The organism is Streptomyces sp. NPDC048442 (genome assembly GCF_040651475.1).
Classification (GTDB): domain Bacteria; phylum Actinomycetota; class Actinomycetes; order Streptomycetales; family Streptomycetaceae; genus Streptomyces.
Map to the genome: position 1 here is coordinate 25644 of NZ_JBEZKB010000009.1, position 25852 is coordinate 51495.

The following is a 25852-nucleotide window of genomic DNA, read 5'->3' on the forward strand; positions in this document are numbered from 1 at the left end:
CACGGACCGAATCTCTGCCCGGCAGGCTGGACCGGTGGGCCTGTTGTGGTCCTCGCCGTCACCCTTATCAACAGGTTCACTCCGCTGCCTACCACCGCACCCACGGGGTGCCCACTTCCACGGCTGCGCGTCCTGGGCCAATCCCACCGAGGCCCACTTCGGCCCCCTCGCTGGGGCGGCAGACCAGCCCTCGCCTCGTGATCGAACAACTCGGCGAACGTTGTCGGGCATTACTGCCACGCTTGACGGAGCAACGAGAGGAACGCGCGCCGGGTCGGGGCGTGATCACGGTGGACCTCCCCGGCCGCACGGCGAAAGACTCGCGGACATGGTGACTCTGCGGGTTCTCACGACAGACGACCGGCCGTTGTGGCGAGCACTCCGCCTTGCGGCGCTGACCGATGCGCCGAACGCGTTCAAAGCCCGGCTCGTCGACTGGGACAGAGGCGAAGAAGAACGCTGGCATGCCCGCCTGGAGTTTCCCGGCGCCTACCACGTTGCCGCACTGCTGGATGGGCACGCCGTTGGCATGGCCAGCGGCCTTCCCTGCGCCGCTGATATCAGGGAGTTGAGGTCCGTCTGGGTCAGCTCTGAGGTGCGAGGCCGTGGAATCGGCAACCAGCTGATTACCGCAATTGAGACCTGGGCTCTGGGCTCGGGCGGAGCAGCCTTGAAGCTCGCGGTGCTCCCGGGCAACGAACCCGCCAACGCCTTCTACCGGCGCAACGGGTTCATGGCCACGGGAGAGCGCGGCGACGTGCTGCCCGATGGGACGACCAGGGAACAGATCATGATGAAGGCCCTTCGCCGGACCTGACCGGAGGGCTTGATCCACTCCGGGGACAACGTCCGGGGCCGAACACTGCCGCTCCGGTGAACCTTCCCGGTCGGAGGACCAGCGATGTTTCGGTGACGATGTCCGCTGGAATCCATGGGGGGCCACTCCGGAGCTGGACACCACGACAGGAATGGTTCCTGGCCGCAGAGATTCCGCAGGGCTGTTGGGCGGCTTAGTCCCGGCCTATCCTTCCGACCATGATTCGCGCTGTGGTGTTCGACGTCGGTGAGTGTCTGGTCGATGAGACGCGGGAGTACGGGACCTGGGCGGACTGGCTCGGCGTGCCCCGGCACACGTTCGCGGCCATGTTCGGCGCGGTGATTGCGCAGGGGCGGGACTACCGGGAGGTCTTCGAGGAGTTCCGGCCGGGCTTCGATCTGTACGAGCAGCGGCAGGCGCGTGCTGATGTGGGTCGGCCGGAGCACTTCGACGAGTCGGATCTGTACTCCGACGTCCGCCCCGCGCTCGCGGCGCTGCGGGAGGCCGGGCTGTGGCTGGGCATTGCGGGCAACCAGACTGTGCGCGCCGGGGGAATCCTTCGTGGGTTGTTCGCCGAGGACGTCGACTTGATCGGGACGTCGGACGACTGGGGTGCGTCCAAGCCCGATCCCGAGTTCTTCGTGCGGGTGGCGGCGGTGGTGCCGTTCGCTCCGGAGGAGATCCTGTATGTCGGGGACCGGGTGGACAACGATCTGCGTCCGGCGGTAGCTGCAGGCATGCCGACTGCTCTCGTACGACGCGGGCCGTGGGCGACGATTCAGTGGCGGACCGAGGAGGCGGTGGAGCTGCCGACGTTCCGAATCGACAGTCTTACCGAACTCCCGCAGCTGATTGGCAAGTTCAACGCTGGAGAGCGCTGACGGTAGCCCGCCAGCCGAACATCGCGTCGTCCAGCTCCACGACGCGTGGGTGGTCGCTCCACGGCTGGAGGGTCTGGCGTACGTCGCGAACACGGTCCATGCCAGTGGCGTACCAGGTGACGGTGAGCTGGCCGAGGGCCTTCTGTGCCCACTCGCAAGCGTTCTCGATCTGTCGCTCGCCGACGGCTGCTGCGGCGAGGTCACCGAAAACGACGGCTCGCTGTTTCCCCGCGTCGGCGGGGAGTTCGTCGAGGACGTGGAGGAGAGTCTGGCGGGCCTGGGGGTAGTGGCCTGCCTTGAGTCGGGTGTTTCCCTTGAAGGCCGCCAGCCGGACAGGGCTGAACCAGTCCATCCACTCCGGTGACGGGAACTCGCTGTCCTGGGTGAGGACTTCCTCGGCGTGCCGGATCAGCGTCAGGGCGGTGCGCGGGTGTCCGCAGCGGGTCTCGCACTCCGCTTCGACGGCGTCCAGCCAGGCCAGGAACGCGGTGGACGGCCGACCTCGGCGGGCGTACGAGCGGGCTGCCCGCATCCGTTCCTGCGCGGTGCTGCGGTCGCCCGCCCAGCCCGGGACGAATGCCGTGTGGGCGAGGATCGCCGAGCCGAGGAGCGAGTCGTCGGCTTCGGCGGCGGCCTGGAGGGCGCGGACGTAGGTGTCGGCTGCGGCATCGGGGTCCTGGAGGTCGAAGAACTCGATCCGTCCCGCCATCAGGGCCGACTCGGCGAGGGCGCGGGCCAGGCAGATGCGTGCGAGACCGGTCGTCTCGGACATGAGGGCGGTGCCGAGACGGGTGTGCTCGACGACGGTGGGGTGCATCTGGGCGGGCTGCACGGTCCAATACAGACGCCGGTGGCTGCTGGTGATGAGCGCGTAGTCGGCGGCGACGCTGTCGGGCTGGAAGCCTCCGTCGCCGTTGGGCAGCGGGAGAGGCGCGGGGCCGATCGTGCCGAGGCCGGCAAGCATGCCGCGGGGGACGTCCTCGGGTGCAGGCGTGGCCCCCCAGGAGGGGCTGAAGCCGAGTTCGGCCATGGTCATGTTGCCGAGGACGTGGCGCAGGGCGCGCTGGTAGTGGGCCTGTGGCCACGGGGGTTTCTCGGACTCCCAGCGGCGTACCTGTCGGAGGCTGACCTCCAGGTCGCCGAGCCCGAGTCGGGGGCCCGCGTTGTTCAGCGCGTCGGCGAGGGCCTGTTGGGTGGCGTACCCGGCGGCGACGCGAGCGGCCTTCAACGCGGTGTTGCCGTTAGGGCGGGGCATTCGTACCTCCAGGTTGCTTCTGTTCTCCACGGTAGACGCCAACTCGAATGACAGTAAGGCCCTTTGGAGTCCTGTAAGAGTCCTCTTTACGGCCTTTAAGGGGACGTTCTTCGGGTTCACGATGGGTACCCAGCAGCCATTCCGAGGCAGTGAAGGCGGTCCCCGTGCAGACCCAGAAACCCCAGACCGACGCCAATGCCGAAGCCTCCGGCTGGCTGGCGCGCGCCCATCAGGCCCCTGACGTCGCACCTCTGGAGTGGACGGAGCGGCATGTGGCCGTGCTGCCTCTCGGCTCCCGCTTCGACGCGGTACGCATCCCGGTCGAGGTCGTCTATGCAGCCGTCGGAACCCGGAACCAGGCCGCTGTGGGGCCTCTCTTGGAGGCGGTCCTCGGCGGGCCGGTGATTCAGGATTCCGAGCGGTGGTTCTACCCGCTCGTACCGGTGGGAGGAGCCCCCAACTGGATTGCGCGGTCTGGTACTTATCTCGGACACGGGTGGCTGGGCGTGCCGCGTACGGATCAGCTCGCAGAACCGGGCATGTACTGGTCGGTGCCGATGCGGGCGCCCGGACGTCTCTGCGACCTGATGGCAGTTGCCGAGTTGGTGGAGGTCGGGTTCGCCCGCCTCTCCGGCGAGGGCGGACAGTGATGGACCAGGTTTCTCGCTACCGATACGGGCAGCGGCGGCGTGCGGCGGGCGAGAAGCCGTACGTCCGGGGCGAGTGTGCCCTCGGCCATCACGGCTGGTGCCAGAAGGCCCCGGTCGTGGAGATCTACCTGCCGGTGGCCTCGGCCACTGTGCCGCTGATGACCCTGTGCTGCGACTGCTCCTGTCATCTCCGCCAGCGTGGGCAGCGGACGGTGAACCGATGACTTACTGCATCCATGGCACTGCGCGCCACACGTTCCCGTACGAGGACGGGAGCGGCGTGTACTGCGAAGAACACGGCGTGACGCTCCTGTGGCACGAGCCCTCGATCCCCGCAGCGGACCTGCTGACCAAGAGGGTCGCCACCGATGAAGAGGGGCCTCGTCGAACTCCTGAGCAGCCTGTCCAGGGTGACGAGGATTGAGGGGAACGTGCACTTCCACGATCTTCGGCACGCCGGAAACACCCTCGCCGCGCCGGGGGCAAGCCCGCGTGAGCTGATGTCGAGGATGGGGCACAGCACACCCCGCGCCGCGATGATCTATCAGCACATGGCCAACGGGCGTGACCGGGAGATCGCTGACCGGCTCGGCGCGATGATCCGTGAAGCCCGGGAGAAGGGTCAGCCGCCGCCTCGTGGCACATGAGTGGCACGGTCGCGCTCATGTCGAAGGGCCAGTACCTGGGGATCAAGCCCCCGGTCTGGCCCTTCTCTCTGTGCCCCCGGCAGGATTCGAACCTGCGACACCAGCTTTAGGAGAGCTGTGCTCTATCCCCTGAGCTACGGAGGCGACACCGCCCCTGGGGGCAGCTCAGGACAGGTTAGCGGATGTCGCAGGCGGCTCGCTCGAAGGGGGAGGAGACCGGAAGCAGGTGTTAGTCCCGGGTGATGCGGATCCGGTGATTTCCCGCCTCGTCCTGGTCCAGTACGTCGATGCGGACCCTTTGGTCCTTGTCCGTGAAGGACGTACCGGGCTCGAAGGGGGCGTCGGAGAGCTCCAGGTGGACGTTGGGTCGGCGGGTGCAGCCGCCGCTGTCGCGTTCGCTGTCGGCGACGGTGATGGGGCCGTTGCCGGTGTCCACGTCCGCGTCGACCCGGTAGACGAGGACGCCGGGTTTGCAGATCGCGTCGTCGTTGCCGCCGCGGGTGCGGACCTCGACCGCGTACCCCGTCTTGTCGGAGAGCGGTACGAAGGCGAGCTTCCGGTTGCCGGTCGGGGAGGACAACGGGGCGAGCGTGAGTTCGGTGCTGCCGGGGCGGGTGGCGCAGCCGATCTGGCGGCTGTCGAGCCAGCCGAGCTTCCACTTGTGCCAGCCGAGGAGGTCGTTGTTGGCCCCCCAGTCCTCGGACATGATGTCCCAGTGGCCGACGGAGGCGCCGCCGTCCGTGGTGTACAGGTCGGGCAGGCCGAAGACGTGGCCGTTCTCGTGGGGGAGCACGCGGAAGCCGGTCTCGGAGTAGCTGCCGGAGCCGTCGTCCTGGCGGCTGTAGATGAATGAGGTGTTGGCCAGGGGGACGCCGTCGGCGACCGGGGCCTCGTGGTTGCCGGAGAACGTCACGGACAGCACCGTGTCCAGGGCGGAGGGGCCCGCGTTCGGGGTGACCAGGATGTTCACCAAGTCGTACGCGGAGAAGTCCACTTGGGGGTCGGCAGTGGTGACGATGTCGCGCACGAGCTGTTCGTAACCGGGCTCGAAGGGGGCGCCGCGCTCTATCCCGTACTCGGCGAAGGGGAGCGGCATCCGCAGCCAGTTGGTGACCGGGGCCTCGGGGACGTAGCGCAGCCGCCCGTAGCTGCTGGTCTCGAACCAGGCGGCGGTCTGCGGGGCGAACTCCTGGAAGCGGTCGAGGGCGCGGCCCTGGCCGGGGGCGTCCGAGAAGTCGATCATCAGGTTGAGGGCGCGGACCTCGCCGGTCGAGCGCGTGTAGCCGGGCGGGGTGGGCATGCCCTCCGACATCTGTACGCCCCGGGCGCCCGCTATGCGGCAGGGGCGGACCGCCGCTTCGGCGGCTTCGGCGGAGCCGGGCGGACCGGCGGGCTCAGGCTGCTTGTGGACGCGGCCAGGGATGTCGGCGGAGGCTTTGGTGCGGAGGGTTCCGGCCGGCCCCGGGGAGACATGACCCGATTCCCCGAGGGGAGTGCTGGCCGAGGTCACGGCGGCGAGGGTGAGGGCCGCCACGGCAGCGAAGGTGAAGGTGCGGCGAGGGCCGCCGGTGCCTGCGTGACGGGCACCTGTGTGACGAGTGCCTGTGTGACGAGTGCCTGTGTGACGAGTGCCTGTGTGACGAGTGCCTGCGTGGCGGGCGCCGGATATGCCTGGGCGGGGGCGCGGCTGCTGCATGGGAATCGCCTTCCGCTCCATGCAGCCCTGCCCGTTCTGTCACGGACAGTCCCGACTGCTCCTGTTTGCCCACCCTCTGGTGGTGCGCGCGGGGCCGCTCGCTGGGTGGGCCGATGGTGGAGGGGCTTGTGAGTCAGGTCACATGAGGTGAGGAAATAACCGGGGAGCCGCTCCCCGTTTGCACTTGTGTCCGCAAGGAAGTGGGGAAGCCGTCCCCGTTTCGGCGACAGAGCGCAGAAACAGAGAGCAGAAGGAGAGCCGTGGTGGTCAGCGAAACCGGTACCCCCATCGCACAGCGCCGCGTCCCGCGTCCGCGCGCCGACGCCCTGCGCAACCGGGAGCGGATCGTCGCTGCGGCGCGCGAGATGTTCGTCGAGCACGGGCCCGAGGTGCCGCTCGACGAGATCGCACGGCGTGCGGTCGTCGGCAACGCCACGCTCTACCGCCACTTCCCGGACCGTAAGGACCTGATCCACGAGGTGGTGCTGTCGGTGCTGTCCCGCACCGCCGAGCGCGCCGAAGCGGCGGCCCTGGGGGCCGCCCAGGAAGGTGGCGACCCCTTCGAGGCCCTGCGGCGCTTCGTCCACGAGGCTGCCGACGAGCGGATCGGGGCGTTGTGCCCCATGCTTTCCGAGGGGTTCGACATGAACCACGAGGACCTGCTCGCCGGGCGCGAGCGCCTCGAAGCGGCTCTCGGGGACCTCATGGACCGGGCCAGGAAGGCCGGACGTCTCCGCGACGACGTTGCCGTCGGAGACCTCATGGTGGCGCTGTCCCAGCTCACCCGACCGCTGCCGGGCAGCGGCTGCGTGAACTTCGACCAGTTCGTCCACCGTCATCTGCAGCTGTTCCTCGACGGGCTCCAAGCGCCCGCACGCTCCGTACTGCCGGGCAGCGCGGCAACCCTGGAAGACCTCCGCCGACCCCGGCAACAGCCCCGGTGACAGCCCTGGTGGCAGTCCCGGCAACAGCCTTGGTGGCAGCCCCCGCCACGCCCTAGAAGCAGCCCCCGCCACGCCCTAGAAGCAGCGCGGCCTACGTCCTTTTTTCATGTCTTTCGCATCCCTAGGTGGCTCCTCCCATGCCAAAAACAGACCTTTCCCCGTCCCTGTCCCGTGAGTCCATACCCGACCCCAACCGCTGGAAGGCGCTCGTCTTCATCGCGCTCGCCCAGCTGATGGTGGTCCTGGACGCGACGATCGTGAACATCGCGCTCCCCTCCGCCCAGCACGACCTCGGCATCTCCGACGCCAACCGGCAGTGGGTCATCACCGCCTACGCGCTCGCCTTCGGCGGACTGCTCCTCTTCGGCGGACGCCTCGCCGACCTCTGGGGCCGCAAGCGCACCTTCGTCGTCGGCCTGGTCGGCTTCGCCGCCGCCTCGGCACTCGGCGGCGCGGCGACGAGCGAGGCCATGATGCTCGGCTCGCGCGCCCTGCAGGGCCTCTTCGGCGCCCTGCTCGCACCCGCCGCGCTCTCCCTCCTCGCGGTGACGTTCACCGACGTCAAGGAGCGCGCCAAGGCGTTCGGCATCTTCGGTGCCATCGCGGGCGGCGGCGGCGCGGTCGGCCTGATCCTGGGCGGCTTCCTCACCGAGTACCTGAACTGGCGCTGGACGTTCTTCGTCAACATCCCCTTCGCCGTGGTCGCCGCCCTGGGCGCGTACTTCTTCATCCGTGAGCCGGCAGGCGGCCGCAACCGCTCGCCGCTCGACATCCCCGGCGTGGTCCTCTCCACCCTCGGCCTGGTGTCCCTCGTGTACGGCTTCACGCGCGCCGAGGGCGACGGCTGGCTGGCCGGATCGACGCTCGGCCTGTTCGCCGCCGCGGTGGTCCTGCTTGCCGCCTTCGTGGCCGTCGAGGCACGGGTGAAGAACCCGCTGCTGCCGCTGCGCGTCCTGCTGGAGCGCAACCGTGGCGGGGTCTACCTCTCGCTCGGTCTCGCCGTCATCTCGATGTTCGGGCTGTTCCTGTTCCTGACGTACTACCTGCAGATCGTGAAGGGCTACTCGCCGGTCATGACCGGCTTCGCCTTCCTGCCGATGATCGCGGGCATGATCACGGGCTCCACCCAGATCGGCGCCCGGCTGATGACCCGGGTTCCGCCCCGCCTCCTGATGGGCCCCGGATTCCTGGTCGCCGCACTCGGCATGCTGCTGCTGACGCAGCTGGAGATCGGGTCCTCGTACGCCGGTCTGATCCTGCCCGCGCAGCTGCTGCTGGGCCTCGGCATGGGTACGGCGTTCATGCCGGCCATGTCGCTCGCCACGCACGGCATCGAGGCACGGGACGCCGGTGTCGCGTCCGCCATGGTCAACACCTCGCAGCAGGTGGGCGGCGCGATCGGCACCGCTCTGCTGAACACCATCGCGGCGAGCGCCACCACCGCGTACGTCGCGGCGAACGCGGCCGGTGCGACCAGCCGGCAGCTGCTCCAGGCGCAGGCCATGGTGCACGGCTACGCCAGCGCCATCTGGTGGGCGGTCGGCATCCTGGTCGTCTCGGCAGCCATCGCGCTGACCCTGATCACCACCGGGCGGCCGAGCAGCACCACGGTCGCCTCCGGCACCGGTGACGGTGAGGGCGCCGAGGACGAGGTGCGCATCCCGGTCGTCGCGCACTGACCGTCGGTTCTGCGCGCCCCCGATCTGCCCTGGTTCCGCCGCTCAGCGGAGCCAGGGCAGATCCGCACCCGTACCGGTCGGCTCAAGGCCGTCGGCGATGACGCACATGATTTCACCGAGCTGGTGCACCTGTTCCTCGCTGAGCCGGTCGAACATGGCTTTTCGTACGAGTGACACGTGTCGCGGCGCAGCCTCTTTGAGGACGGCGTAGCCCTCGTCCGTGAGGATCGCGTTCTGGCCGCGCTTGTCGGACGTGCAGTCCTGGCGGCGCACCCAGCCGTTCCTCTCCAGCCGGGCGACGGCGTGCGAGAGGCGGGAGCGGGTGATCTTCGCGTGCTTCGCCAGCTCCGTCATGCGCAGCCTGTGCTCCGGCGCCTGGGCGAGCTGCACGAGCAGCCCGTAGTACATGTGCGGCATCCCCGCGTCGCGCTGGAGCTGGCGGTCCAGGGTGTCGTCGAGGAGGGTCGTGGCGTGGATGTAGGCACGCCAGACGCGCTGCTCCTCGTCGTTGAGCCAGCGCGGCGCCGCCGCCTCTTTGCGGACGTCCCGGTGGACCGCGTTCTTCTGTGTGCTCATGCGCTCCACTGTAGAACTCCTCATTGAAAGTTAAACTAGCCTGCATGGCGAACACCGCAGCGCGTATGCCCGCCCTCTATCTCAGCCACGGAGCACCGCCTCTCGCAGATGATCCGGTCTGGCCGGGTGAACTCGCGGCCGTCTCCGCCGGTCTGCCCCGCCCCACCGCCATCCTGGTCGTCTCCGCCCACTGGGAAGAGGCGCCGCTGGCCCTCGGGACAACCACCACCGTGCCCCTCGTCTACGACTTCTGGGGCTTCCCCGAGCACTATTACGCGGTGCGGTACGCGGCCCCGGGCGCCCCTGAACTGGGCGATTCCGTACGGAAGCTGCTGCGCGGCGCCGGAATGCCCGTCCAGGACGTACCCGATCGAGGGCTCGACCACGGGGCGTACGTACCCCTGGTGGAGATGTTTCCCGACGCGGACATCCCCGTCCTCCAGGTCTCGATGCCGACCCTCGACCCGCAGAAGCTCATGGACATCGGACGCAGGCTGGCCCCGCTGCGCGACGAGGGCGTGCTGATCGTGGGCAGCGGGTTCTTCACCCACAACCTGGCCGCCCTGCGGCACACGGGGCCCGGTGTGCCGCTCTGGTCGGCGGAGTTCGACGACTGGGGGCGCCGGGCACTGGCCGCCGCGGACGTGGACGCGCTGCTGGACTTCGAGCACAAGGCCCCGGCGGGTCGCCTCGCGCACCCGCGCACCGAGCACTTCGCCCCGCTGTTCGTGACGCTGGGGGCGGCCGAGGACGAACTGGCGGACGGGCGCAGCGTCATCGACGGGTTCTGGATGGGGCTGGCGAAGCGCTCGCTGCAATTCGGCTGACACCCCGTCTCTCCTGCGGCCGGCGCCGTCTCTCCTGCGGCCGGCGCCGTCTCTCCTGCGGTCGGGCGCCGCCTCTATGAGGCGGTCAGCGGCTCACTGATCTCGACGGCGTACAGCGTGGCGGAGAGCGCCTGCTCGTCGCCGACGTCGAGCGCAGTGTCGGCGAACTTCACCACGTGCTCGTCGCCGTGCGCGACGGCCCTCTCGAAGACCTCGTCGGGGGTGAGGCCGGCCGCCCGCGAGCGGTACGCCACGGCCTCGTCCGGTGCGTACATCGCGGTGACGGCGGCGGACGCGGTCCAGGCCGCGTGCAGGCTCGGCACCCACAAGGCCTGCGGCAGCGCGGGCAGCGTGCGCAGTACGGCATTGGGCGCCGTCGACGCGTGCACCAGCATTGTCTCCTCGCCGTGCCCGTGCGTGGCGTACCGGTGGACGGTGGCCCGCACCAGCTCGGTCAGCTTCGCCCGTGCCTCTTGAGGCGACGCCGGCGCCGCCGCCCACACGGGCAGGTGCGTCACCCGCGCGAGACGGTCCGGAAAGCCACCGCTGCGTACGTCCAGGGGCGGTACGGAGTCCAGGGCCGCGGCAGCGGTGGCCGCGCCAGGCAGCGGTACGACGTCCGGCGCGGGGAGTTGGCAGGCCGCCCAGTACCCGAGCCCGTGCGCCAGCTCGGCCACCCGGGGCGCTCTCTCCGCGCCGTCCGCCAGCAGCGAGCGCACCGCGTGGCCGACCCGGATCACCGGGTGCGTGGCGCCGCCGTACATGCCGGGCAGCAGCCGCGGCCACCACTGGGCGAGCACATCCCGCCAGGGGCGCCCGTCGAGGAGCCGCTCGAAGTACGCGATCCAGTCGGCGGCCCGGCGCGAATCACCCAGCGCCTCCCGCCAGTTGGCGTCCGTCACGCGCGCGTGGGCGGCGGGGAACTCCTCCAGCCTGGCCGCGTACAGATCCAGCCAGCGGTGCACGGCCCGCCCCTGCCCGTGGGCGGCGAGGGCCTCGACGGCCATCGGCGCGTGATTGGAGAGCCGCCCGAGCCGCTCGGGGCCGGTGGCATGCAGTCGGGTCAGGGCTTCGTCGTACGTCCCGGTGAGGTCCATGCGCCGGACAGTAGGTGCGGGGCCCGCGATCCGTAACGGGCTGCGGACCTAGGCCCCGGGACGGACCGGCCCTGGGCCCTGCGGGGCGGGGGAGGAGTCCGGTGGCAGGTTCGGTGGCGGGCCCGGTGGCAGGTCCGGCGTGCCGAGGTTCTTCTCGTACCAGGCGACGTCCCAGTAACGGCCGAACTTGCGGCCCACCTCGCGGAAGAGGCCGACCTGGGTGAAGCCGAAGCGGGCGTGCAGCCGGGCGGACGCCTCGTTGGGCTGGGTGACGCCCGCGTACGCGCGGTGCACGTCCTCCTTCGCGAGCGCCGCGAAGAGCGCCTCATAGAGGAGCGTGCCGATGCCCCGGCCGCCCGTGTCGGGTGCGCAGTAGACCGTCGTTTCCACCGAGGTTCCGTAGGCGGCCTTTGGCCGGAACGGGCTGCTCGTCGCATATCCCAGAATCCGGGCAGTTCGGGCATCGCGAGCAACCATGAGGCGGTGCGGGCCGTCTTCAGGGTGGGAGAGCAGCCACGGACGACGCTCCTCGGGCGTAAGAGGGGTTGTGTCGAAGGTGATCGAGGTCTCATGGATGAAGTGGTTGTAAAGGTCGGTGAGCTCCCTCAGATCGGCCTCGATACCCGGCCTGACCTGCACTTCTGTGGTGATTTGGGGCAAGATTCCTCCCTGGTGGGCCGACAGGGTACTGCAAGATCACGAAATTGAGTGCGGGTGCGGGGAATTCTGTCCCGATTCCAACCGTTGGATCTTTTGGAGGCGGGGAACCCGAGAAGGGTCCCCGCAGCCACGGCCACACCACACGCGACCTACTCACGCAAGGGAGCACCAAGCATGGCAACCCGTGCCGTCGCCCGTCGGTCCTCGACCGGATCGACCCGGGCAAGCAGCGTTCGCGCCGTAGGCGGGGAGATCGCCGACCGCGACCTGGTCGGCATGTACCTCGACGAGATCGCACGGACGCCCCTGCTCGATGCCGCCAAGGAGGTCGAGCTGTCCCAGGTCATCGAGGCCGGTGTGTACGCACGCCAGATCCTCGACGGCAAGGTGGACGAGTCGGCAGCCGGCGGTGCCTCCCGCGAGGAGCTGGAAGCGCTGTTCGAGGCGAGCGAGCGTGCCAAGGACCGGTTCATCCGGGCCAATCTGCGACTGGTCGTCGCGGTGGCCCGCCGCTACCCGCGCAGCGGTCTGCCGCTGCTCGACCTGATCCAGGAGGGGAACGCCGGCCTGGTCCGTGCGGTCGAGAAGTTCGACTACGCGAAGGGCTTCAAGTTCTCCACGTACGCGACCTGGTGGATCCGCCAGGCCATTACCCGCTCCATCGCCGACCAGTCGCGCACCATCCGCCTGCCCGTCCACCTGGTGGAGGAGCTGGGCCGGATCCGGCGCGTGCAGCGCGAGTTCAACCGGGAGAACGGCCGCGACCCCGAGCACGAGGAGATCGCCCGCCAGCTGGAGACCAAGACCCAGCGCGTCAGCGACGTACTGGACTGGGCGCGCGACCCGGTCTCGCTGAACATGCCGGTGGATGACGGCGGCGAGACCCAGTTCGGCGATCTTCTGGAGGACACCTCCGCGGTGTCGCCCGAGCAGTCCGTCCTGTCGATGCTCCGCAGTGAGGAGCTCGAAGACCTCATCGGCAAGCTCGACCAGCGCACGGCTTCGATCATCCGCATGCGGTACGGCATAGAGGACGGCCGGGAGCGCACGCTCACCGAGGTCGGCAAGCAGCACGGGCTGACCCGCGAGCGGATCCGGCAGATAGAGAAGCACGCCCTGCTGGAGCTGAAGAAGATGGCCCATGACACGGGCTTCGACGCGGCTGCGTGAGGCCTTGTACGAGTCCGTGAGGCCCCGTACCCGACAGACCACGATGCGACGGCATCCCACCCACCAGGCCGTCGCGTCCTTCCCGGGACGAAGCCCCGGCGCGTCTCCCCCCGAGCGCCGGGGCTCCCCACCACCGCCCCCTCAGGCGGATCAGGCGGATCAGGCGGACCCGGGTGTGGCGACCGCCCGCCCGATCCGTGCCCCCAGCGACTCCATGTAGGCCACCAGTTCCTGGGGTTCCCGTACGCCGAACTCGCAGCCCACCATGGCCAGTCGGAAGGCCGTCCACTCCACCGACGACTCCAGGTCGGTCTCCAGGAGGCAGCTGTTGTCGCCCGTCGCGACCGGCGTTCCCAGCGTGCCGTGCAGCCGTGCCGTCACGAATTCGGCGGGCGCCTCGAACGTCACCACCAGTCGGTACGGCTCCTCTCGGCGGCCCCCGCCCAGCGCGGTCAGCGACCGCCGGATGAAGTCCGCCGCGTTCCCCGTCGGCACCCCGCGCGGCACGAACCGCGCCCCCGTCGCGAAGGGTTCGCTGACCCGGTCCACCCGGAACGTACGCCAGTCCTCGCGGTCGATGTCGTAGGCGACGAGGTACCACCGGCGCCCCGTGCTGACCAGCCGGTGCGGCTCCACCAGGCGCTTGGTCTCCGTACCGTCGCCCGAGCGGTAGCCGAACCGCAGCCGCTCGTGGCCGGTCGCCGCCCCCGCCATCACGGTCAGCGTCTGCGGGTCGATGCTCGCGCCGTCGCCGCTGGTCAGCGGGATCGTCGCGGCTTGGAGGACCGAGACCTGGTGGCGCAGCCTGGACGGCAGCACCTGCTCCAGCTTGGCCAGGGCGCGTACCGACGCCTCCTCGATGCCCTCGACCGCGTGCCCGGCGCCGGCCCGCAGGCCGACCGCGATCGCCACCGCCTCCTCGTCGTCCAGTACGAGCGGCGGCAGCGCCTTGCCCGCGACCAGCCGGTACCCGCCCTCCGCACCCATCGTGGCCTGCACCGGATAGCCCAGGTCACGGAGCCGGTCGATGTCCCGCCGTACCGTCCGGCGCGAAACGTCGAGCCGGGCGCTGAGTTCGCTGCCCGGCCATTCACGGGGCGTCTGGAGCAGCGAGAGCAGTTGCAGCAGCCGTGCCGGTGTGTCCGTCATAACACCCAGGATGCCGGGGATGTGGGACACAGGGTGTCCTATATGACGACTAACGTCGTCCACATGACATCAGCACCCCCGTCGGGGGCTCGGGCCGAGTCTCCGATACCCGCCGCAGCCGCAACACCCGCCGCCCCAGAACCTGGTACGCCTGCCACTTCTCCCTCCGACCGCCGCCGCTGGTTCGCGCTCGCCATCGTGATGACCGCCGCCTTCATGGACCTGGTCGACGTCACGATCGTCAACATCGCGATACCCAGCATTCAGGGCAGCCTCGGCGCGACCTTCAGCGCGATCCAGTGGATCACCGCCGGTTACGCACTGGCCTTCGCCGCCGGACTGATCACGGGCGGCCGGCTCGGCGACATCTACGGCCGCAAGCGCCTGTTCCTCATCGGCATCGGCGGCTTCACGTTCGCCTCCGCGCTCTGCGGCTTCGCCGCCAACCCGGACATCCTGGTCGCCTCCCGCATCCTCCAGGGTGCGACGGCGGCGCTGATGGTCCCGCAGGTGCTGTCGATCGTGCACGCCACCTTCCCCGCCCACGAGCGCGGCAAGGTCTTCGGCCTGTTCGGCGCGATCGTCGGGCTCGGTGCGGTGACGGGCCCGCTGCTCGGCGCTCTGCTCACCGAGTGGAACCTGTTCGGTCTCGAATGGCGCCCGATCTTCCTGATCAACCTGCCCGTCGGCATTGCCGGACTGATCCTGGGCCGCAAGTTCATCACCGAGTCCAAGGCCCCGCGCGCACTGCGCCTGGACCTGCCGGGCGTCGTCCTGGTGACCCTCGCGCTGCTCGCGCTGATCTACCCGCTGACCCGGGGCCGCGAGCTGGACTGGCCGCTGTGGGGGTACCTGTCCATGGCGGGCAGCCTGGTCGTACTCGCCGTGTTCGTCGCGTACGAGCGGTGGAAGACACGGCGCGACGGGTCGCCGCTGGTGGAGCTGTCGCTGTTCAAGGTCAAGAGCTTCGCGGCGGGCATCGCCGTACAGCTCACTTTCGGTGTCTTCAGCGGCATCTTCTTCATGGTGTGGACGCTGTACATGCAGATCGGGCTCGGCTGGAGCGCGCTGCGTGCGGGCGTCACCGGAATCCCGTTCTCCATCGCCGTGTCGGTGGCCGCGGGCATCTCGGTGCAGAAGCTGGTGCCGCGGTTCGGCCGCAAGGTGCTGCAGACGGGTGCGCTGACGATGGCGGCCGGCCTGCTGCTCTACATCTGGGAGGCCGACCACTTCGGCAAGGAGATCTCGTCCTGGCAGATGGCGCTGCCGCTGATCGTGATGGGCCTCGGCATGGGCCTGATCGTGGCGCCGCTGACGGACGCGGTGCTGTCCGAGGTGCCCAAGGAGCACGCGGGTTCCGCGTCCGGGCTGATCAACACGACCGGTCAGACCGGCAACGCGTTCGGCATCGGCCTGGTGTCGGTGGTCTTCTTCGGGATCGTCGACAACAAGATGGACCTCGCGCACGGCGCACAGAGCGCGGTCGGGGCGGCCTATGTGGACGCCTTCCAGAACGCGCTGGGCTGGGTCGTCGGCGTCCTGGTGGTGATCTTCCTGCTGATGTTCGCGCTGCCGAAGCGGGCGGCGGGGCACGAGGCGCCGGAGCACGAGGTGCCCGAGCACGAGGGGCCCGAGAGGGCTGACGACGTACAGAAGGAGCCCGCGCTGACGGCCTGATCGACTGCGGCAGGGAGTGCGGCGAGAAGCCCGTGGGGTCCGGTGGACCCTGCGGGCTTCTCGTATGCCCGAGCGGCTCCGGCAAACCCGGACCGAAGTCCGTTCATGCCCGGACGGAGCCCAGATGTGTTTACTTGGGTGGCACCTAGGGGTACTCTGCCAGGGAAACCACAGGTTCGGGCATCGAACGGACGTAAACCCACATGTACGCACCGGAGCGCCAGCAAGAGATCCTCCGTCTCGCCCGCGAAGGCGGACGCGTCGACGTGCTGTCCCTCGCCGACACCTTCCAGGTCACCGCCGAGACCGTACGGCGCGACCTCAAGGCCCTCGACCGGGCCGGGCTGCTGCGCCGCGTGCACGGCGGGGCGATCCCGGCCGGGCGGCTCGACTTCGAGCCCGATCTGGCCGAGCGCGAGTCCACCGCCGCCGACGAGAAGGACCGCATCGCGCAGGCCGCGACCGCCGAGCTGCCGTCCGAGGGCAGCGTCGTCCTCGACGCGGGTTCGACGGCGGGGCGGCTCGCGGCGCTCTTCCCGCTGGAGCGCGCCCTGACCGTCGTCACGCACTCGCTGCCGGTCGCGGCACGCCTCGCCGACCACCCCGGGACAGACCTCCACCTGGTCGGCGGCAGGGTCCGCCACCGTACCCGGGCGGCCGTCGACGCCTGGGCGCTGCGGGCGTACGGCGAGATCCGCGCCGACGTCGTCTTCCTCGGCGCCAACGGCTTCTCCGCCGCGCACGGCCTGACCACCCCCGACCTGGCCGAGGCCGCGGTGAAGCGGGCGGTGATCGCGGCGGGCCGCCGGGTCGTACTGCTCGCGGACTCGGCCAAGCACGGCCAGGAGCACTTCGCGCGGTTCGGAGACCTCGCGGACGTCGACCTGCTCATCACGGACACCGGGCTGAGCCCGGCGGACGCCGCCGCCATCGAGGCGGCCGGAACAGAAGTACAGCGAGTGTGACCCGATGATCCTCACCGTCACCCCCAACCCCAGCCTGGACCGCACCTACGAAGTCCCCTCTTTGATGCGCGGGGAAGTCCTGCGGGCCACCGCCGACCGCATCGACCCGGGCGGCAAGGGCGTCAACGTCTCGCGCGCGGTCGCCGCCGCCGGGCACCGCACCCTCGCCGTCCTGCCGCTGGGCGGCGCCCCGGGCGCGCTCGTCGCCGAACTCCTGGGCGCCGAGGGCATCGAGGTCGCGCCGGTGCCGGTGGCCGGACAGACCAGGTCCAACATCTCCGTCGCCGAACCCGACGGCGCCCTCACCAAGATCAACGCGGCCGGTCCCGAACTGACCGCCGCCGAGTCCGAGGCACTGCTGTCGGCGGTACGGGACCACTCGGGCGACGCCGACTGGATCGCCTGCTGCGGCAGCCTGCCGCGCGGTCTCACGCCCGAGTGGTACGCCGCCCTGGTGGCCCGCGCGCACGAGGCGGGGGCCCGTATCGCCCTGGACACCTCGGGCCCGTCGCTCCTCGCGGCGCTGCGGGAGCGGCCCGACGTGGTCAAGCCCAATGCCGAGGAGCTCGCCGAAGCGGTTGAGCGACCGCTCAAGACGGTGGGCGACGCGGTCGAGGCGGCCGAGCAACTGCGCGCACTGGGTGCGCGGGCCGTGCTCGCCAGCCTGGGCGCCGACGGACAGCTCCTGGTCGCCGACTCCGGCACGTGGTTCGCGACCGCGCGGGTCGAGGTCGTACGGAGCAATGTCGGCGCGGGAGACGCGTCCCTGGCCGGGTTCCTGACGGCAGGCGGCGAGGGCCCCGAGGCTCTGGCCGCGGCGGTCGCACACGGTGCGGCGGCGGTGCAGCTGCCGGGCAGCGTGATGCCGACGCCCGCCGACCTGGACCCGGCGGCGGTGACCGTGACCGCCGACGTGCCGCTGGACCGCGCGCTGACGGAGCCCGCGACGTGAGCGGCACGGGCCACCGTCGCGTGGCCGCCGCCCGTCACCACACAGCTGCTGTGGCCGCCCTGCCGGTGCCCGCCGCGCCTGTGCCCGCCCCGTCTATGCCCGCCCTGCCTGTGCCCGCTCTGCCTGTGGCGCTCGCCGCCCCGTCTGTGGCGCCCGCCCAGCCCGTTGATGCATCCGTGCAAAGGAGCCCGCGATGAGCCAGATGATCACCGCGGACCTGGTCGACCTCGACCTGGCCGCCGACACCAAACAAGAGGCGACCCGTCTCCTGGCGACCCGGATGGTGACGCTGGGCCGGGTCACCGACCTCGACGGCTTCCTCGCGGACGTCGCGGCGCGCGAGGCGCAGATGCCGACCGGGCTCGAGGGCGGCATCGGCATCCCGCACTGCCGCAGCGCCCATGTCACCGAGCCGACACTGGCCTTCGGGCGCAGTGCCGCCGGTGTCGACTTCGGTGCCACGGACGGCCCGGCGGACCTGATCTTCCTGATCGCCGCCCCGGCGGGCGCGGACGACGCCCACCTGACGATCCTCTCCAGCCTGGCGCGGCAGCTGATGAACGCGGAGTTCACGGACGCGCTGCGGGCGGTCGGGGACGCGGCGTCGGCGGCGGCGCTGATCCGGGGCGACGAGACCCCGGAGGTCGCAGCTCCGGCTGTGGAGACTGCGGCCGTGGCCGCAACCCCCGCCCCGGAAGCTCCTCTTGAGGCAGCGGCAGCGGCAGCGGCGGACGCGGCAGAGGCGGACGCGGCGGAGGCGGACGCGGCGGAAGCCGAAAGGCCCGACACTCCCTTCCGTATCGTCGCCGTCACCTCCTGCCCCACCGGCATCGCGCACACCTACATGGCCGCCGAGTCCCTCGAACAGGCGGGCAACGGCGACGGCGTGCAGCTCACCGTCGAGCCGCAGGGCTCCTCCGGCTTCACCCGCCTCGACCCCGCCGTCATCGCCGCCGCCGACGCGGTGATCTTCGCCCACGACGTGCCCGTACGGGACCGCGAGCGGTTCGCCGGGAAGCCGACGGTGGACGTCGGCGTGAAGGCGGGCATCAACCGGCCGCACGAACTGATCGCCGAGGCCAAGGAGAGGGCGGCCAGGGGCGACCTGTCGAGCGCGCCCGCAAAGGGGAGCCCGGTCGAGGAGTCCGGCGCCGCGGGGGAGGGATACGGCAGCAAGCTCCGCAAGTGGCTGATGTCCGGCGTGAGTTACATGGTGCCGTTCGTCGCCGCCGGAGGTCTGCTGATTGCTCTCGGATTCGCCGTCGGCGGGTACCAGATCGACAAGGCGCCCTCCGTGATGGAGCACTTCGCATGGGGCGACCACACCAGCTGGGCGGCGCTGCTGTTCCAGGTCGGCGGCCTGGCCTTCGGTTTCCTGATCCCGGTGCTCGCCGGCTACATCGCGTACGGAATGGCCGACCGGCCGGGTCTCGTGCCCGGCTTCGTCGGCGGATCGATCGCGGTGACCATCAAGGCGGGCTTCCTCGGTGGCCTGGTCGCCGGTCTGCTCGCCGGTGCGGTCGTCATGGCCATCCAGAAGGTGCGCATTCCGGCGGCCCTGCGCGGCATCATGCCGGTCGTCGTGATTCCGCTGCTGTCGTCGATCGTCGTCGGGTTCCTGATGTTCCTGGTGGTCGGGGAGCCGATCGCGAAGCTCCAGTCGGCGCTGACGGACTGGCTGTCCGGCCTCAACGGCAGCAACGCGATCGTCCTGGGCATCGTCCTCGGACTGATGATGACCTTCGACCTCGGCGGCCCCTTCAACAAGGTCGCCTACACCTTCGCCATCGGCGGTCTCTCCGCCAACGCCAGTGAGGGCAACCTCAAGGTCATGGCTGCCGTGATGGCCGCCGGAATGGTCCCGCCGCTCGCGATGGCGCTCGCCACGACCGTGCGCGGCAAGCTCTTCACCAAGGCCGAGCGGGAGAACGGCAAGGCAGCCTGGGTGCTCGGGGCCTCCTTCATCACCGAGGGCGCCATCCCGTTCGCGGCGGCCGATCCGCTGCGTGTCATCCCCGCCTCGATGGCGGGCGGCGCGGTCACCGGCGCCCTGTCGATGGCCTTCGAGAACACCCTGCGCGCCCCGCACGGCGGCGTGTTCGTGGTGCCCCTGATCGGCAACCCGCTGCTCTACCTGGTGGCGATCGTCGCCGGTGTCTGCGTCAGTACGGGGCTGGTCGTCCTGCTCAAGGGGGCGCGCAAGCAGCCGGAAACCCGGTCCGGACACACGACGGAGCAGCCGGAGGAGAAGGTGGCCGTCGCCGCCTGATCCCCCTCCCCGCGGGCGCACGAAGCGCCGTGCCGACCGAGAACCCGCCCCGCGCACACCGCGCGAGGGCGGGTTCTCCGTACGGGGACCGATCCGGTCGGCGCATCGCAGCACCGGGACCGAACCGGTTGGCGCACCGGCACCGGCACCGGCGCCGGCACTGGCACCGGTCCGGTCAGCGCACCCGCCCGCGGAGCGCCATCGCTTCGCGGGCGGTGTTCTTGTCCGCGTACACCTCGCACATGTGGCGTCCGTCGGGGGTCGCCGTGTGCTCGACCTCCCACAGGCTGGCCTCGCTGCCGTCCAGCAGCAGGAACGCGTGCTCGTACAGCGTGAATCCCACTTCCCTGCCCTTGATGCGGCACTGCCGCCCGAACACCTGTGTGATCTCGTGCGCGAGGGCGTCGGCGAGCAGCCGGGCCGTCTCCGCGCCCGGCCGGTCCGCGTTCTCCGCGCGGCGCAGGACCCGGCGCGCGTGGTCGGGGGAGTTGTCCGGCACGAAGGAGCGCCTGGCCGCCCTGCGCGGGTGGGCCAGCAGGCCGGAGAGGACCTCCAGGTCGCTCTCCACATGGTCCGAGAGGTCGTCGGGGACGGCGATGGCGTCGTGCCCGTCGATGTACTCGGGGAACAGCGGCAGGTCGTCGGAGGACGGATCCGCGCCCTGCGGCAGCCGGTTGGCGGCGAGTCTCGCCCCGCCGATGTCGGTGTACAGCTCGTGCTCGGTGCGGTGGTCGCGGCCCGCGTTGTGCACCAGCTCCCACAGGCTGAGGCAGGACCCGTCGGCGAGCAGGAACGTGTGCAGGTGCAGGGAACGGCGGAGGCCGGCGCTGTGGTGCGAGGAGCGCAGCGACGAGCTGTGCGCCAGCGCCGATGTGAGCCGCTCCACGGTCTCGTCGGGCAGGTCGAAGGAGTTCAGTGCACGGCCCAGGAGCAGCCCGAGGTGGTCCTCGGTGGGTTCGAGGCCGTCGCTCTCGTTCTCGTACGGATCGTTCAAGGCTTCTCCAGGCCGTCGCCGCGTGTGACTCTCTCAATACTCAAAGTAGCCGCTGGGTCTGACATCGCGCCCCGGGTTGTCACTTATTGGCCTGTGAACGAAGGGCGGAGTACGAGAGGTTCCCGCAAACCGCCCCCGAAATACCGCAGTTCACCGATTCACCCCGTCCCGGGGTAGAGGTCCCGGTATGAGGGGAAGATCCCGCCCGGCCCGTCGACACCCTCCGCCGCCCGCACCGCCTTGACGATCGCCTGGGACACGGTGTCCGCACCCGCCGCCAGCACCTCATTGAGGGCACCGGCCGCCAGCTGGACGGCGAACGCCGGGTCCTGCTCCCCGGAAAGCAGCGGCCGCGCCCCCGTGGACAGCGCGAAGACCGTGTCCCCGTCCGTCAGCTGGTGCACGGGCCGCAGGGCGCGCGCGAAGCCGTCGTGCGCCGTCCCGGCGAGCTTCTGCGCCTGGGCGCGGGTGAGTTCGGCGTCGGTGGCGACGACCGCGAGGGTGGTGTTCAGCGGGGGGTGCACGGACTGGGCGTAGCGTCGCGCGGACTCCTCGCGCGCCTCTTGAGTACGCCGCACCGCTTCCCGGTGGACCTCTTCGCCGGGGTACGCGACGCGCCCCTGGAAGTACTCCCCGTACAGCACCCCGGTCAGCGGATCGACCGCCGAACCCACCGCGTTGACCACCACGAGCGCCGCCACCGTCGCCCCCGACGCGAGCCGTACGCTCGCGGTGCCGACGCCGCCCTTGAGACCGCCCACCACCGCGCCCGTACCGGCGCCGACCGAGCCCTGTTCCACCGGGGCGCCCACTCCCGTACGGGCGGCGGCCTCCACGGCCGCCCGACCCGTCGCCGCGTTTGGCCGCCGCCGCCAGTCGCCGCCGCGCCCCAGGTCGAAGAGACAGGCCGCGGGCACCACCGGCACCACCTGCGCCGGGTCGAGGCCGATCCGGAAGCCGCGCTGCTGCTCCTCCAGCCAGGCCACCACCCCGGACGCCGAGTCGAGCCCGTACGCGCTGCCGCCGGTCAGCACGATCGCGTCGGTGCGCTGCACCAGATTGCGCGGGTCCAAGGCGTCCGTCTCGCGGGTGCCGGGACCTCCGCCCCGTACGTCCACGGCGGCGACGAAGCCGCCCTCGGGGGCGAGCACCACGGTGCTCCCCGACAGGGCGTACGCACCCCCCACGCGCGCGTGGCCGACCCGGAGGCCGGCCACGTCGGTCAGTGCGTCGTTCGGTCCCGGCTTCCCGCTGAGTTCTCCCATGGGGCCTTGCGTATCACGTCAGTTGGGGCATGCGCAGCGTGTCCGTGTCCGGCCGGTTGGACAGCAGTACGCCGACGGCCACCGCCAGCATCAGGACCAGGCCCGCCGCGAGCACTCCCCAGGTGCCGAGGAAGGTGCACGCGAGCACCGCGACCACTGCCACCGGCATCAGTGCCAGCTCGGCGGTGTCCCGCTTGAAGTGCCGCGCCTGCAGGAACCAGCTGGTGAACAGGAACAGTGCCGTCGGGATCGTCACCGCCGCTGTCGCCGCGACGGAGGAGATGTGCGCCTTGCCGACGACCTGCTCGACCGCCACTTCGACGCCCGCTCCGATCGCCGCCGCGGATCCCAGGATGAAGAGGTGCCCGTATCCCCACTGGAGGGACCGCCTCAAAGAGGTGAGCCATTCCTGGGCGGGCGAGGAGAAGTAGATCCACCAGGCGGCGAAGACGATCAGCAGGCCGCCGGCCGCGATGGACAGCAGCTCGCCCAGCTCGTCGTACTCGTCCAGGCCCTCCTGTACGGCGATGGTGGCGGCGGTGACGGACTCGCCCAGCACGATGATGGTGAACAGGCCGTACCGCTCGGCGATGTGGTGCGGGTGCCAGGAGGTCTGGAAGCTCCTCTCCGCGATCACCGGCACGCTCAGTTCGGCGACGGCGAGCAGCAGGAAGAGGTACAGGCGCACACTGTCGGGAACGAACAGCACGGCGATCCAGCCCAGTTGGACGATCACCAGTCCCAGGGCGTACTTCAGAGCGGTGGCGCGCTCGGCGCCCGTGTTGTGCCGGGCGGCCCGCAGCCACTGGCAGGTCATGGCGAGACGCATCACGACGTAGCCGATGATGGCGACGGCCCAGTTCCCGTCGTCGAAGGCGCGCGGCACCCCGGCCGCCAGCACCAGCACGCCCGCGATCTGCACGAGTACGGCGACACGGTAGAACACGTCGTCGTTGTCGTACGCCGAGGCGAACCAGGTGAAGTTCATCCACGCCCACCAGATGGCGAAGAACACCAGGAAATAGCCGAGGATCCCGGATCCGAAGTGCCCCTCCGCGACCGCGTGCACCAGCCGCGCGCCCGCCTGGGCGACGGCGACCACGAAACACAGGTCGAAGAACAGTTCCAGCGGGGTCGCGGCGCGGTGGCCCTCGTCGGGGCTGCGCGCCGTCATACGGCGCAGCAGGCCGGCGGGCGCGGTCGAGTGGCTCATACGTACAAGAGACCAGAGGCGGCGGCGGGGCGCGCGCGGAAGCGGTGAACAGGACCTCCGAAAGTGGGGACCTTCGGCCCTCGAACGAGGACCATTGCGCGCCCCGGGACGGGGCCCGGAGGAGTGCAATGAAGACATAGCGACGGAGCAGGAAACGGAAGGTGCGGACGATGACCACAGCCCCCGTGGAGACAGCGGTGAACGGCGCGGAAGGCACAGCGACCACGGACGCCTGGGAAGGCTTCCGGGGCGGCCTGTGGAGCGACGCGGTCGACGTCCGCGACTTCGTCCAGCGCAACTACACCCCGTACGAGGGCGACGCCGCCTTCCTCGCCGGACCCACCGGGCGCACCACCGCCGTCTGGCAGAAGCTCCTCAAGATGTTCCCCGAGGAGAACAGCAAGGGCATCCACGACGTCGACGTGAAGACTCCGTCGCGCATCGACGCCTTCGCCCCCGGCTTCGTCGACGCCGACAAGGACCTCATCGTCGGCCTCCAGACGGACGCCCCCCTCAAGAGGGCGATCATGCCCAACGGCGGCTGGCGGATGGTCGAGAACGCCCTCCACGCGTACGGCTACGAGGCCGACCCCGAGGTCCGCGACATCTACACGCACCTGCGCAAGACCCACAACGCGGGCGTCTTCGACGCGTACACCCCCGAGATCCGCGCCTGCCGCTCCTCCGGCATCATCACCGGCCTCCCCGACGCGTACGGCCGCGGCCGCATCATCGGCGACTACCGCCGGGTCGCCCTGTACGGCGTCGACCGCCTCATAGAGGCGAAGGAGGCCGACAAGGCACGCCTCGGCGAGCAGTGGGCCACCGAGCACGTCATCCGGGACCGGGAGGAGGTCTCCGAGCAGATCAGGGCCCTGAACGAGCTCAAGTCGATGGCCGCCTCGTACGGCTACGACATCTCGGGCCCGGCCCGCACCGGCCGCGAGGCCGTCCAGTGGCTGTACTTCGCCTACCTGGCGGCGGTGAAGGAGCAGAACGGCGCGGCCATGTCGATCGGCCGCATCGACAACTTCCTCGACATCTATCTCCAGCGCGACATCGAGCGGGGTCTCCTCACCGAGGAGCAGGCGCAGGAGTTCATCGACGACTTCGTCATCAAGCTGCGCATCGTCCGCTTCCTGCGCACGCCCGAGTACAACGAAGGCTTCTCCGGGGACCCGACCTGGGTCACCTGGTCGATGGCCGGCATCGGCGAGGACGGCCGCCCGTTGGTCTCGCGCACCACCTTCCGCGCCCTCCAGACGCTCTACAACCTCGGCCCGGCCCCCGAGCCCAACCTCACCGTGTTCTGGTCGCAGCACCTGCCGCAGGGCTTCAAGTCGTTCGCCTCGCAGGTCGCCATCGACACCTCGGCGATCCAGTTCGAGTCCGACGAGCTGATGCGCCCCAAGTACGGCGACGACACCGCGATCGCGTGCTGCGTCTCGGCGATGGCGGTCGGCAAGCAGATGCAGTTCTTCGGCGCGCGGGTCAACGTCGCCAAGGCGCTGCTGTACGCGATCAACGGCGGCCGGGACGAGAAGACCGGCAAGCGCGTGGTGGAGGGCTTCGAACCCGTCACGGGCGACCACCTCGACTACGAGGACGTCGCGCCGCGCTACGACGCGATGCTGGACTGGCTGGCGAAGACGTACGTACACGCGCTCAACGTCATCCACTACATGCACGACAAGTACGCCTACGAGCGCATCGAGATGGCCCTGCACGATCAGGAGATCCTGCGCACCATGGCCTGCGGCATCGCAGGACTGTCGGTGGCGGCGGACTCCCTCTCCGCCATCAAGCACGCCCGCGTGAGAGTGATCCGCGACGAGACAGGGCTCGCCGTCGACTACGAGATCGAGGGCGACTACCCGGCGTACGGCAACAACGACGACCGTGCGGACGCGATCGCCAAGCGCATCGTCGAGGACTTCATGCAGAAGATCCGCAAGCACCCGACGTACCGCGACGCCGTGCACACACAGTCTGTGCTGACGATCACTTCAAACGTCGTCTACGGCAAGAAGACCGGCAACACCCCCGACGGCCGCCGGGCGGGCACCCCCTTCGCGCCCGGCGCCAACCCGATGAACGGGCGCGACGAGCACGGCTACATCGCCTCCGCCCTGTCGGTCGCGAAGCTGCCGTACGACGACGCCGAGGACGGCATCTCGCTGACCAACACCATCACCCCGGACGCGCTCGGCCGCACCGCGGGGGAGCGGATCCAGAACCTGGCCGGAGTGCTGGACGGCTTCATGGCGAGCAACGGCTTCCACATGAACGTCAACGTCCTCGACAAGGCGATGCTCGAAGACGCCATGGAGCACCCGGAGAACTACCCGCAACTGACCATCCGGGTCTCCGGCTACGCGGTCAACTTCGTGCGGCTGACCCGCGAGCAGCAGCTCGACGTCATCAACCGCACCTTCCACGGCTCGCTGTAGAGCTGCTCGCTGTAGAGCT

General features: G+C 70.2%; 22 protein-coding genes, 1 tRNA gene and 1 pseudogene. 14 read left to right on the forward strand and 10 right to left on the reverse strand.

Features of this window, described 5'->3' with window-relative positions:
- The first annotated feature begins 328 nt into the window (after positions 1 to 328).
- Positions 329 to 817, forward strand: a complete 489-nt coding sequence (locus AB0D18_RS15945) for a GNAT family N-acetyltransferase (protein WP_362417654.1) — start codon at positions 329 to 331, stop codon at positions 815 to 817.
- Between the two features lie 218 nt (positions 818 to 1035).
- The gene (locus AB0D18_RS15950; RefSeq protein ID WP_362417657.1) at positions 1036 to 1698 is read left to right on the forward strand and encodes an HAD family hydrolase; all 663 of its coding nucleotides are present in this window, start codon (positions 1036 to 1038) and stop codon (positions 1696 to 1698) included.
- Here the strand turns inward: AB0D18_RS15950 and AB0D18_RS15955 are convergent.
- Positions 1679 to 2953: a transcriptional regulator gene (locus AB0D18_RS15955; RefSeq protein ID WP_362417660.1), complete on the reverse strand. Its 1275-nt coding sequence runs from the start codon at positions 2951 to 2953 to the stop codon at positions 1679 to 1681. The two genes, AB0D18_RS15950 and AB0D18_RS15955, sit on opposite strands and share 20 nt — an antisense overlap.
- 164 nt (positions 2954 to 3117) lie before the next feature.
- Between AB0D18_RS15955 and AB0D18_RS15960 the strand changes: the two genes are divergently transcribed.
- From AB0D18_RS15960 to AB0D18_RS15970, 3 genes are all read left to right on the forward strand, one after another.
- Positions 3118 to 3603 carry a hypothetical protein gene (locus AB0D18_RS15960; RefSeq protein ID WP_362417662.1) on the forward strand — a complete coding sequence of 162 codons (486 nt, stop codon included), beginning with the start codon at positions 3118 to 3120 and terminating at the stop codon, positions 3601 to 3603.
- Positions 3603 to 3827 (forward strand): hypothetical protein, encoded by a 225-nt coding sequence (locus tag AB0D18_RS15965; protein WP_362417665.1) that lies wholly within the window; start codon positions 3603 to 3605, stop codon positions 3825 to 3827. Before AB0D18_RS15960 ends, AB0D18_RS15965 begins: the two co-directional genes overlap by 1 nt.
- A gap of 144 nt (positions 3828 to 3971) precedes the next feature.
- Positions 3972 to 4250 (forward strand): tyrosine-type recombinase/integrase, encoded by a 279-nt coding sequence (locus AB0D18_RS15970; protein ID WP_362417668.1) that lies wholly within the window; start codon positions 3972 to 3974, stop codon positions 4248 to 4250.
- A gap of 71 nt (positions 4251 to 4321) precedes the next feature.
- Here AB0D18_RS15970 and AB0D18_RS15975 read toward each other — a convergent pair.
- Together AB0D18_RS15975 and AB0D18_RS15980 are read right to left on the reverse strand one after the other, a co-directional pair.
- Positions 4322 to 4394, reverse strand: a tRNA-Arg gene (locus AB0D18_RS15975).
- Between the two features lie 85 nt (positions 4395 to 4479).
- Positions 4480 to 5784 carry a M6 family metalloprotease domain-containing protein gene (locus tag AB0D18_RS15980; protein ID WP_362417671.1) on the reverse strand — a complete coding sequence of 435 codons (1305 nt, stop codon included), beginning with the start codon at positions 5782 to 5784 and terminating at the stop codon, positions 4480 to 4482.
- 425 nt (positions 5785 to 6209) lie between these two features.
- Between AB0D18_RS15980 and AB0D18_RS15985 the strand changes: the two genes are divergently transcribed.
- Positions 6210 to 6890, forward strand: a complete 681-nt coding sequence (locus AB0D18_RS15985; RefSeq protein ID WP_362417674.1) for a helix-turn-helix domain-containing protein — start codon at positions 6210 to 6212, stop codon at positions 6888 to 6890.
- A gap of 137 nt (positions 6891 to 7027) precedes the next feature.
- Positions 7028 to 8569: an MFS transporter gene (locus AB0D18_RS15990; RefSeq protein WP_362417676.1), complete on the forward strand. Its 1542-nt coding sequence runs from the start codon at positions 7028 to 7030 to the stop codon at positions 8567 to 8569.
- A gap of 42 nt (positions 8570 to 8611) precedes the next feature.
- On the opposite strand, the gene AB0D18_RS15995 is transcribed toward AB0D18_RS15990, so the two are convergent.
- Positions 8612 to 9145, reverse strand: a complete 534-nt coding sequence (locus AB0D18_RS15995; RefSeq protein WP_362417679.1) for a MarR family transcriptional regulator — start codon at positions 9143 to 9145, stop codon at positions 8612 to 8614.
- A 44-nt stretch (positions 9146 to 9189) separates the two neighbouring features.
- Between AB0D18_RS15995 and AB0D18_RS16000 the strand changes: the two genes are divergently transcribed.
- Positions 9190 to 9972, forward strand: a complete 783-nt coding sequence (locus AB0D18_RS16000) for a class III extradiol ring-cleavage dioxygenase (RefSeq protein WP_362417682.1) — start codon at positions 9190 to 9192, stop codon at positions 9970 to 9972.
- A 74-nt stretch (positions 9973 to 10046) separates the two neighbouring features.
- Here the strand turns inward: AB0D18_RS16000 and AB0D18_RS16005 are convergent, their stop codons facing one another.
- Positions 10047 to 11069 carry a questin oxidase family protein gene (locus AB0D18_RS16005; RefSeq protein WP_362417685.1) on the reverse strand — a complete coding sequence of 341 codons (1023 nt, stop codon included), beginning with the start codon at positions 11067 to 11069 and terminating at the stop codon, positions 10047 to 10049.
- 144 nt (positions 11070 to 11213) lie between these two features.
- Positions 11214 to 11729 (reverse strand): annotated as a pseudogene (locus AB0D18_RS16010) (N-acetyltransferase family protein); the annotation flags it as partial.
- A 174-nt stretch (positions 11730 to 11903) separates the two neighbouring features.
- Between AB0D18_RS16010 and AB0D18_RS16015 the strand changes: the two are divergent.
- On the forward strand, positions 11904 to 12899 hold the full coding sequence (locus AB0D18_RS16015) for a sigma-70 family RNA polymerase sigma factor (RefSeq protein ID WP_362417688.1): 996 nt from the start codon (positions 11904 to 11906) through the stop codon (positions 12897 to 12899).
- A 159-nt stretch (positions 12900 to 13058) separates the two neighbouring features.
- Here the strand turns inward: AB0D18_RS16015 and AB0D18_RS16020 are convergent, their stop codons facing one another.
- The gene (locus tag AB0D18_RS16020; RefSeq protein WP_362417691.1) at positions 13059 to 14048 is read right to left on the reverse strand and encodes a YafY family protein; all 990 of its coding nucleotides are present in this window, start codon (positions 14046 to 14048) and stop codon (positions 13059 to 13061) included.
- Between the two features lie 63 nt (positions 14049 to 14111).
- Between AB0D18_RS16020 and AB0D18_RS16025 the strand changes: the two genes are divergently transcribed.
- The 4 genes from AB0D18_RS16025 to AB0D18_RS16040 all read left to right on the forward strand — a co-directional run bounded on the left by AB0D18_RS16025 (position 14112) and on the right by AB0D18_RS16040 (position 19911).
- Complete coding sequence (locus tag AB0D18_RS16025) at positions 14112 to 15725, forward strand: MFS transporter (RefSeq protein ID WP_362417694.1); 1614 nt, start codon at positions 14112 to 14114, stop codon at positions 15723 to 15725.
- Positions 15726 to 15928: 203 nt separating this feature from the next.
- The gene (locus tag AB0D18_RS16030; protein WP_362417697.1) at positions 15929 to 16690 is read left to right on the forward strand and encodes a DeoR/GlpR family DNA-binding transcription regulator; all 762 of its coding nucleotides are present in this window, start codon (positions 15929 to 15931) and stop codon (positions 16688 to 16690) included.
- Between the two features lie 4 nt (positions 16691 to 16694).
- Entirely contained in the window at positions 16695 to 17642 is a 948-nt protein-coding gene (gene pfkB / locus AB0D18_RS16035; protein WP_362417700.1) for a 1-phosphofructokinase, read from the forward strand.
- Between the two features lie 193 nt (positions 17643 to 17835).
- Entirely contained in the window at positions 17836 to 19911 is a 2076-nt protein-coding gene (locus tag AB0D18_RS16040) for a fructose-specific PTS transporter subunit EIIC (RefSeq protein ID WP_362417703.1), read from the forward strand.
- 175 nt (positions 19912 to 20086) lie between these two features.
- On the opposite strand, the gene AB0D18_RS16045 is transcribed toward AB0D18_RS16040, so the two are convergent.
- From AB0D18_RS16045 to AB0D18_RS16055, 3 genes are all read right to left on the reverse strand, one after another.
- Complete coding sequence (locus AB0D18_RS16045) at positions 20087 to 20905, reverse strand: DUF6227 family protein (protein ID WP_362417706.1); 819 nt, start codon at positions 20903 to 20905, stop codon at positions 20087 to 20089.
- A 158-nt stretch (positions 20906 to 21063) separates the two neighbouring features.
- Positions 21064 to 22170 carry a P1 family peptidase gene (locus AB0D18_RS16050; RefSeq protein ID WP_362417709.1) on the reverse strand — a complete coding sequence of 369 codons (1107 nt, stop codon included), beginning with the start codon at positions 22168 to 22170 and terminating at the stop codon, positions 21064 to 21066.
- 13 nt (positions 22171 to 22183) lie between these two features.
- Positions 22184 to 23383 (reverse strand): low temperature requirement protein A, encoded by a 1200-nt coding sequence (locus AB0D18_RS16055; protein ID WP_362417712.1) that lies wholly within the window; start codon positions 23381 to 23383, stop codon positions 22184 to 22186.
- 170 nt (positions 23384 to 23553) lie between these two features.
- Between AB0D18_RS16055 and pflB the strand changes: the two genes are divergently transcribed.
- The gene (pflB, locus tag AB0D18_RS16060) at positions 23554 to 25833 is read left to right on the forward strand and encodes a formate C-acetyltransferase (protein ID WP_362417715.1); all 2280 of its coding nucleotides are present in this window, start codon (positions 23554 to 23556) and stop codon (positions 25831 to 25833) included.
- Positions 25834 to 25852: the final 19 nt, after the last annotated feature.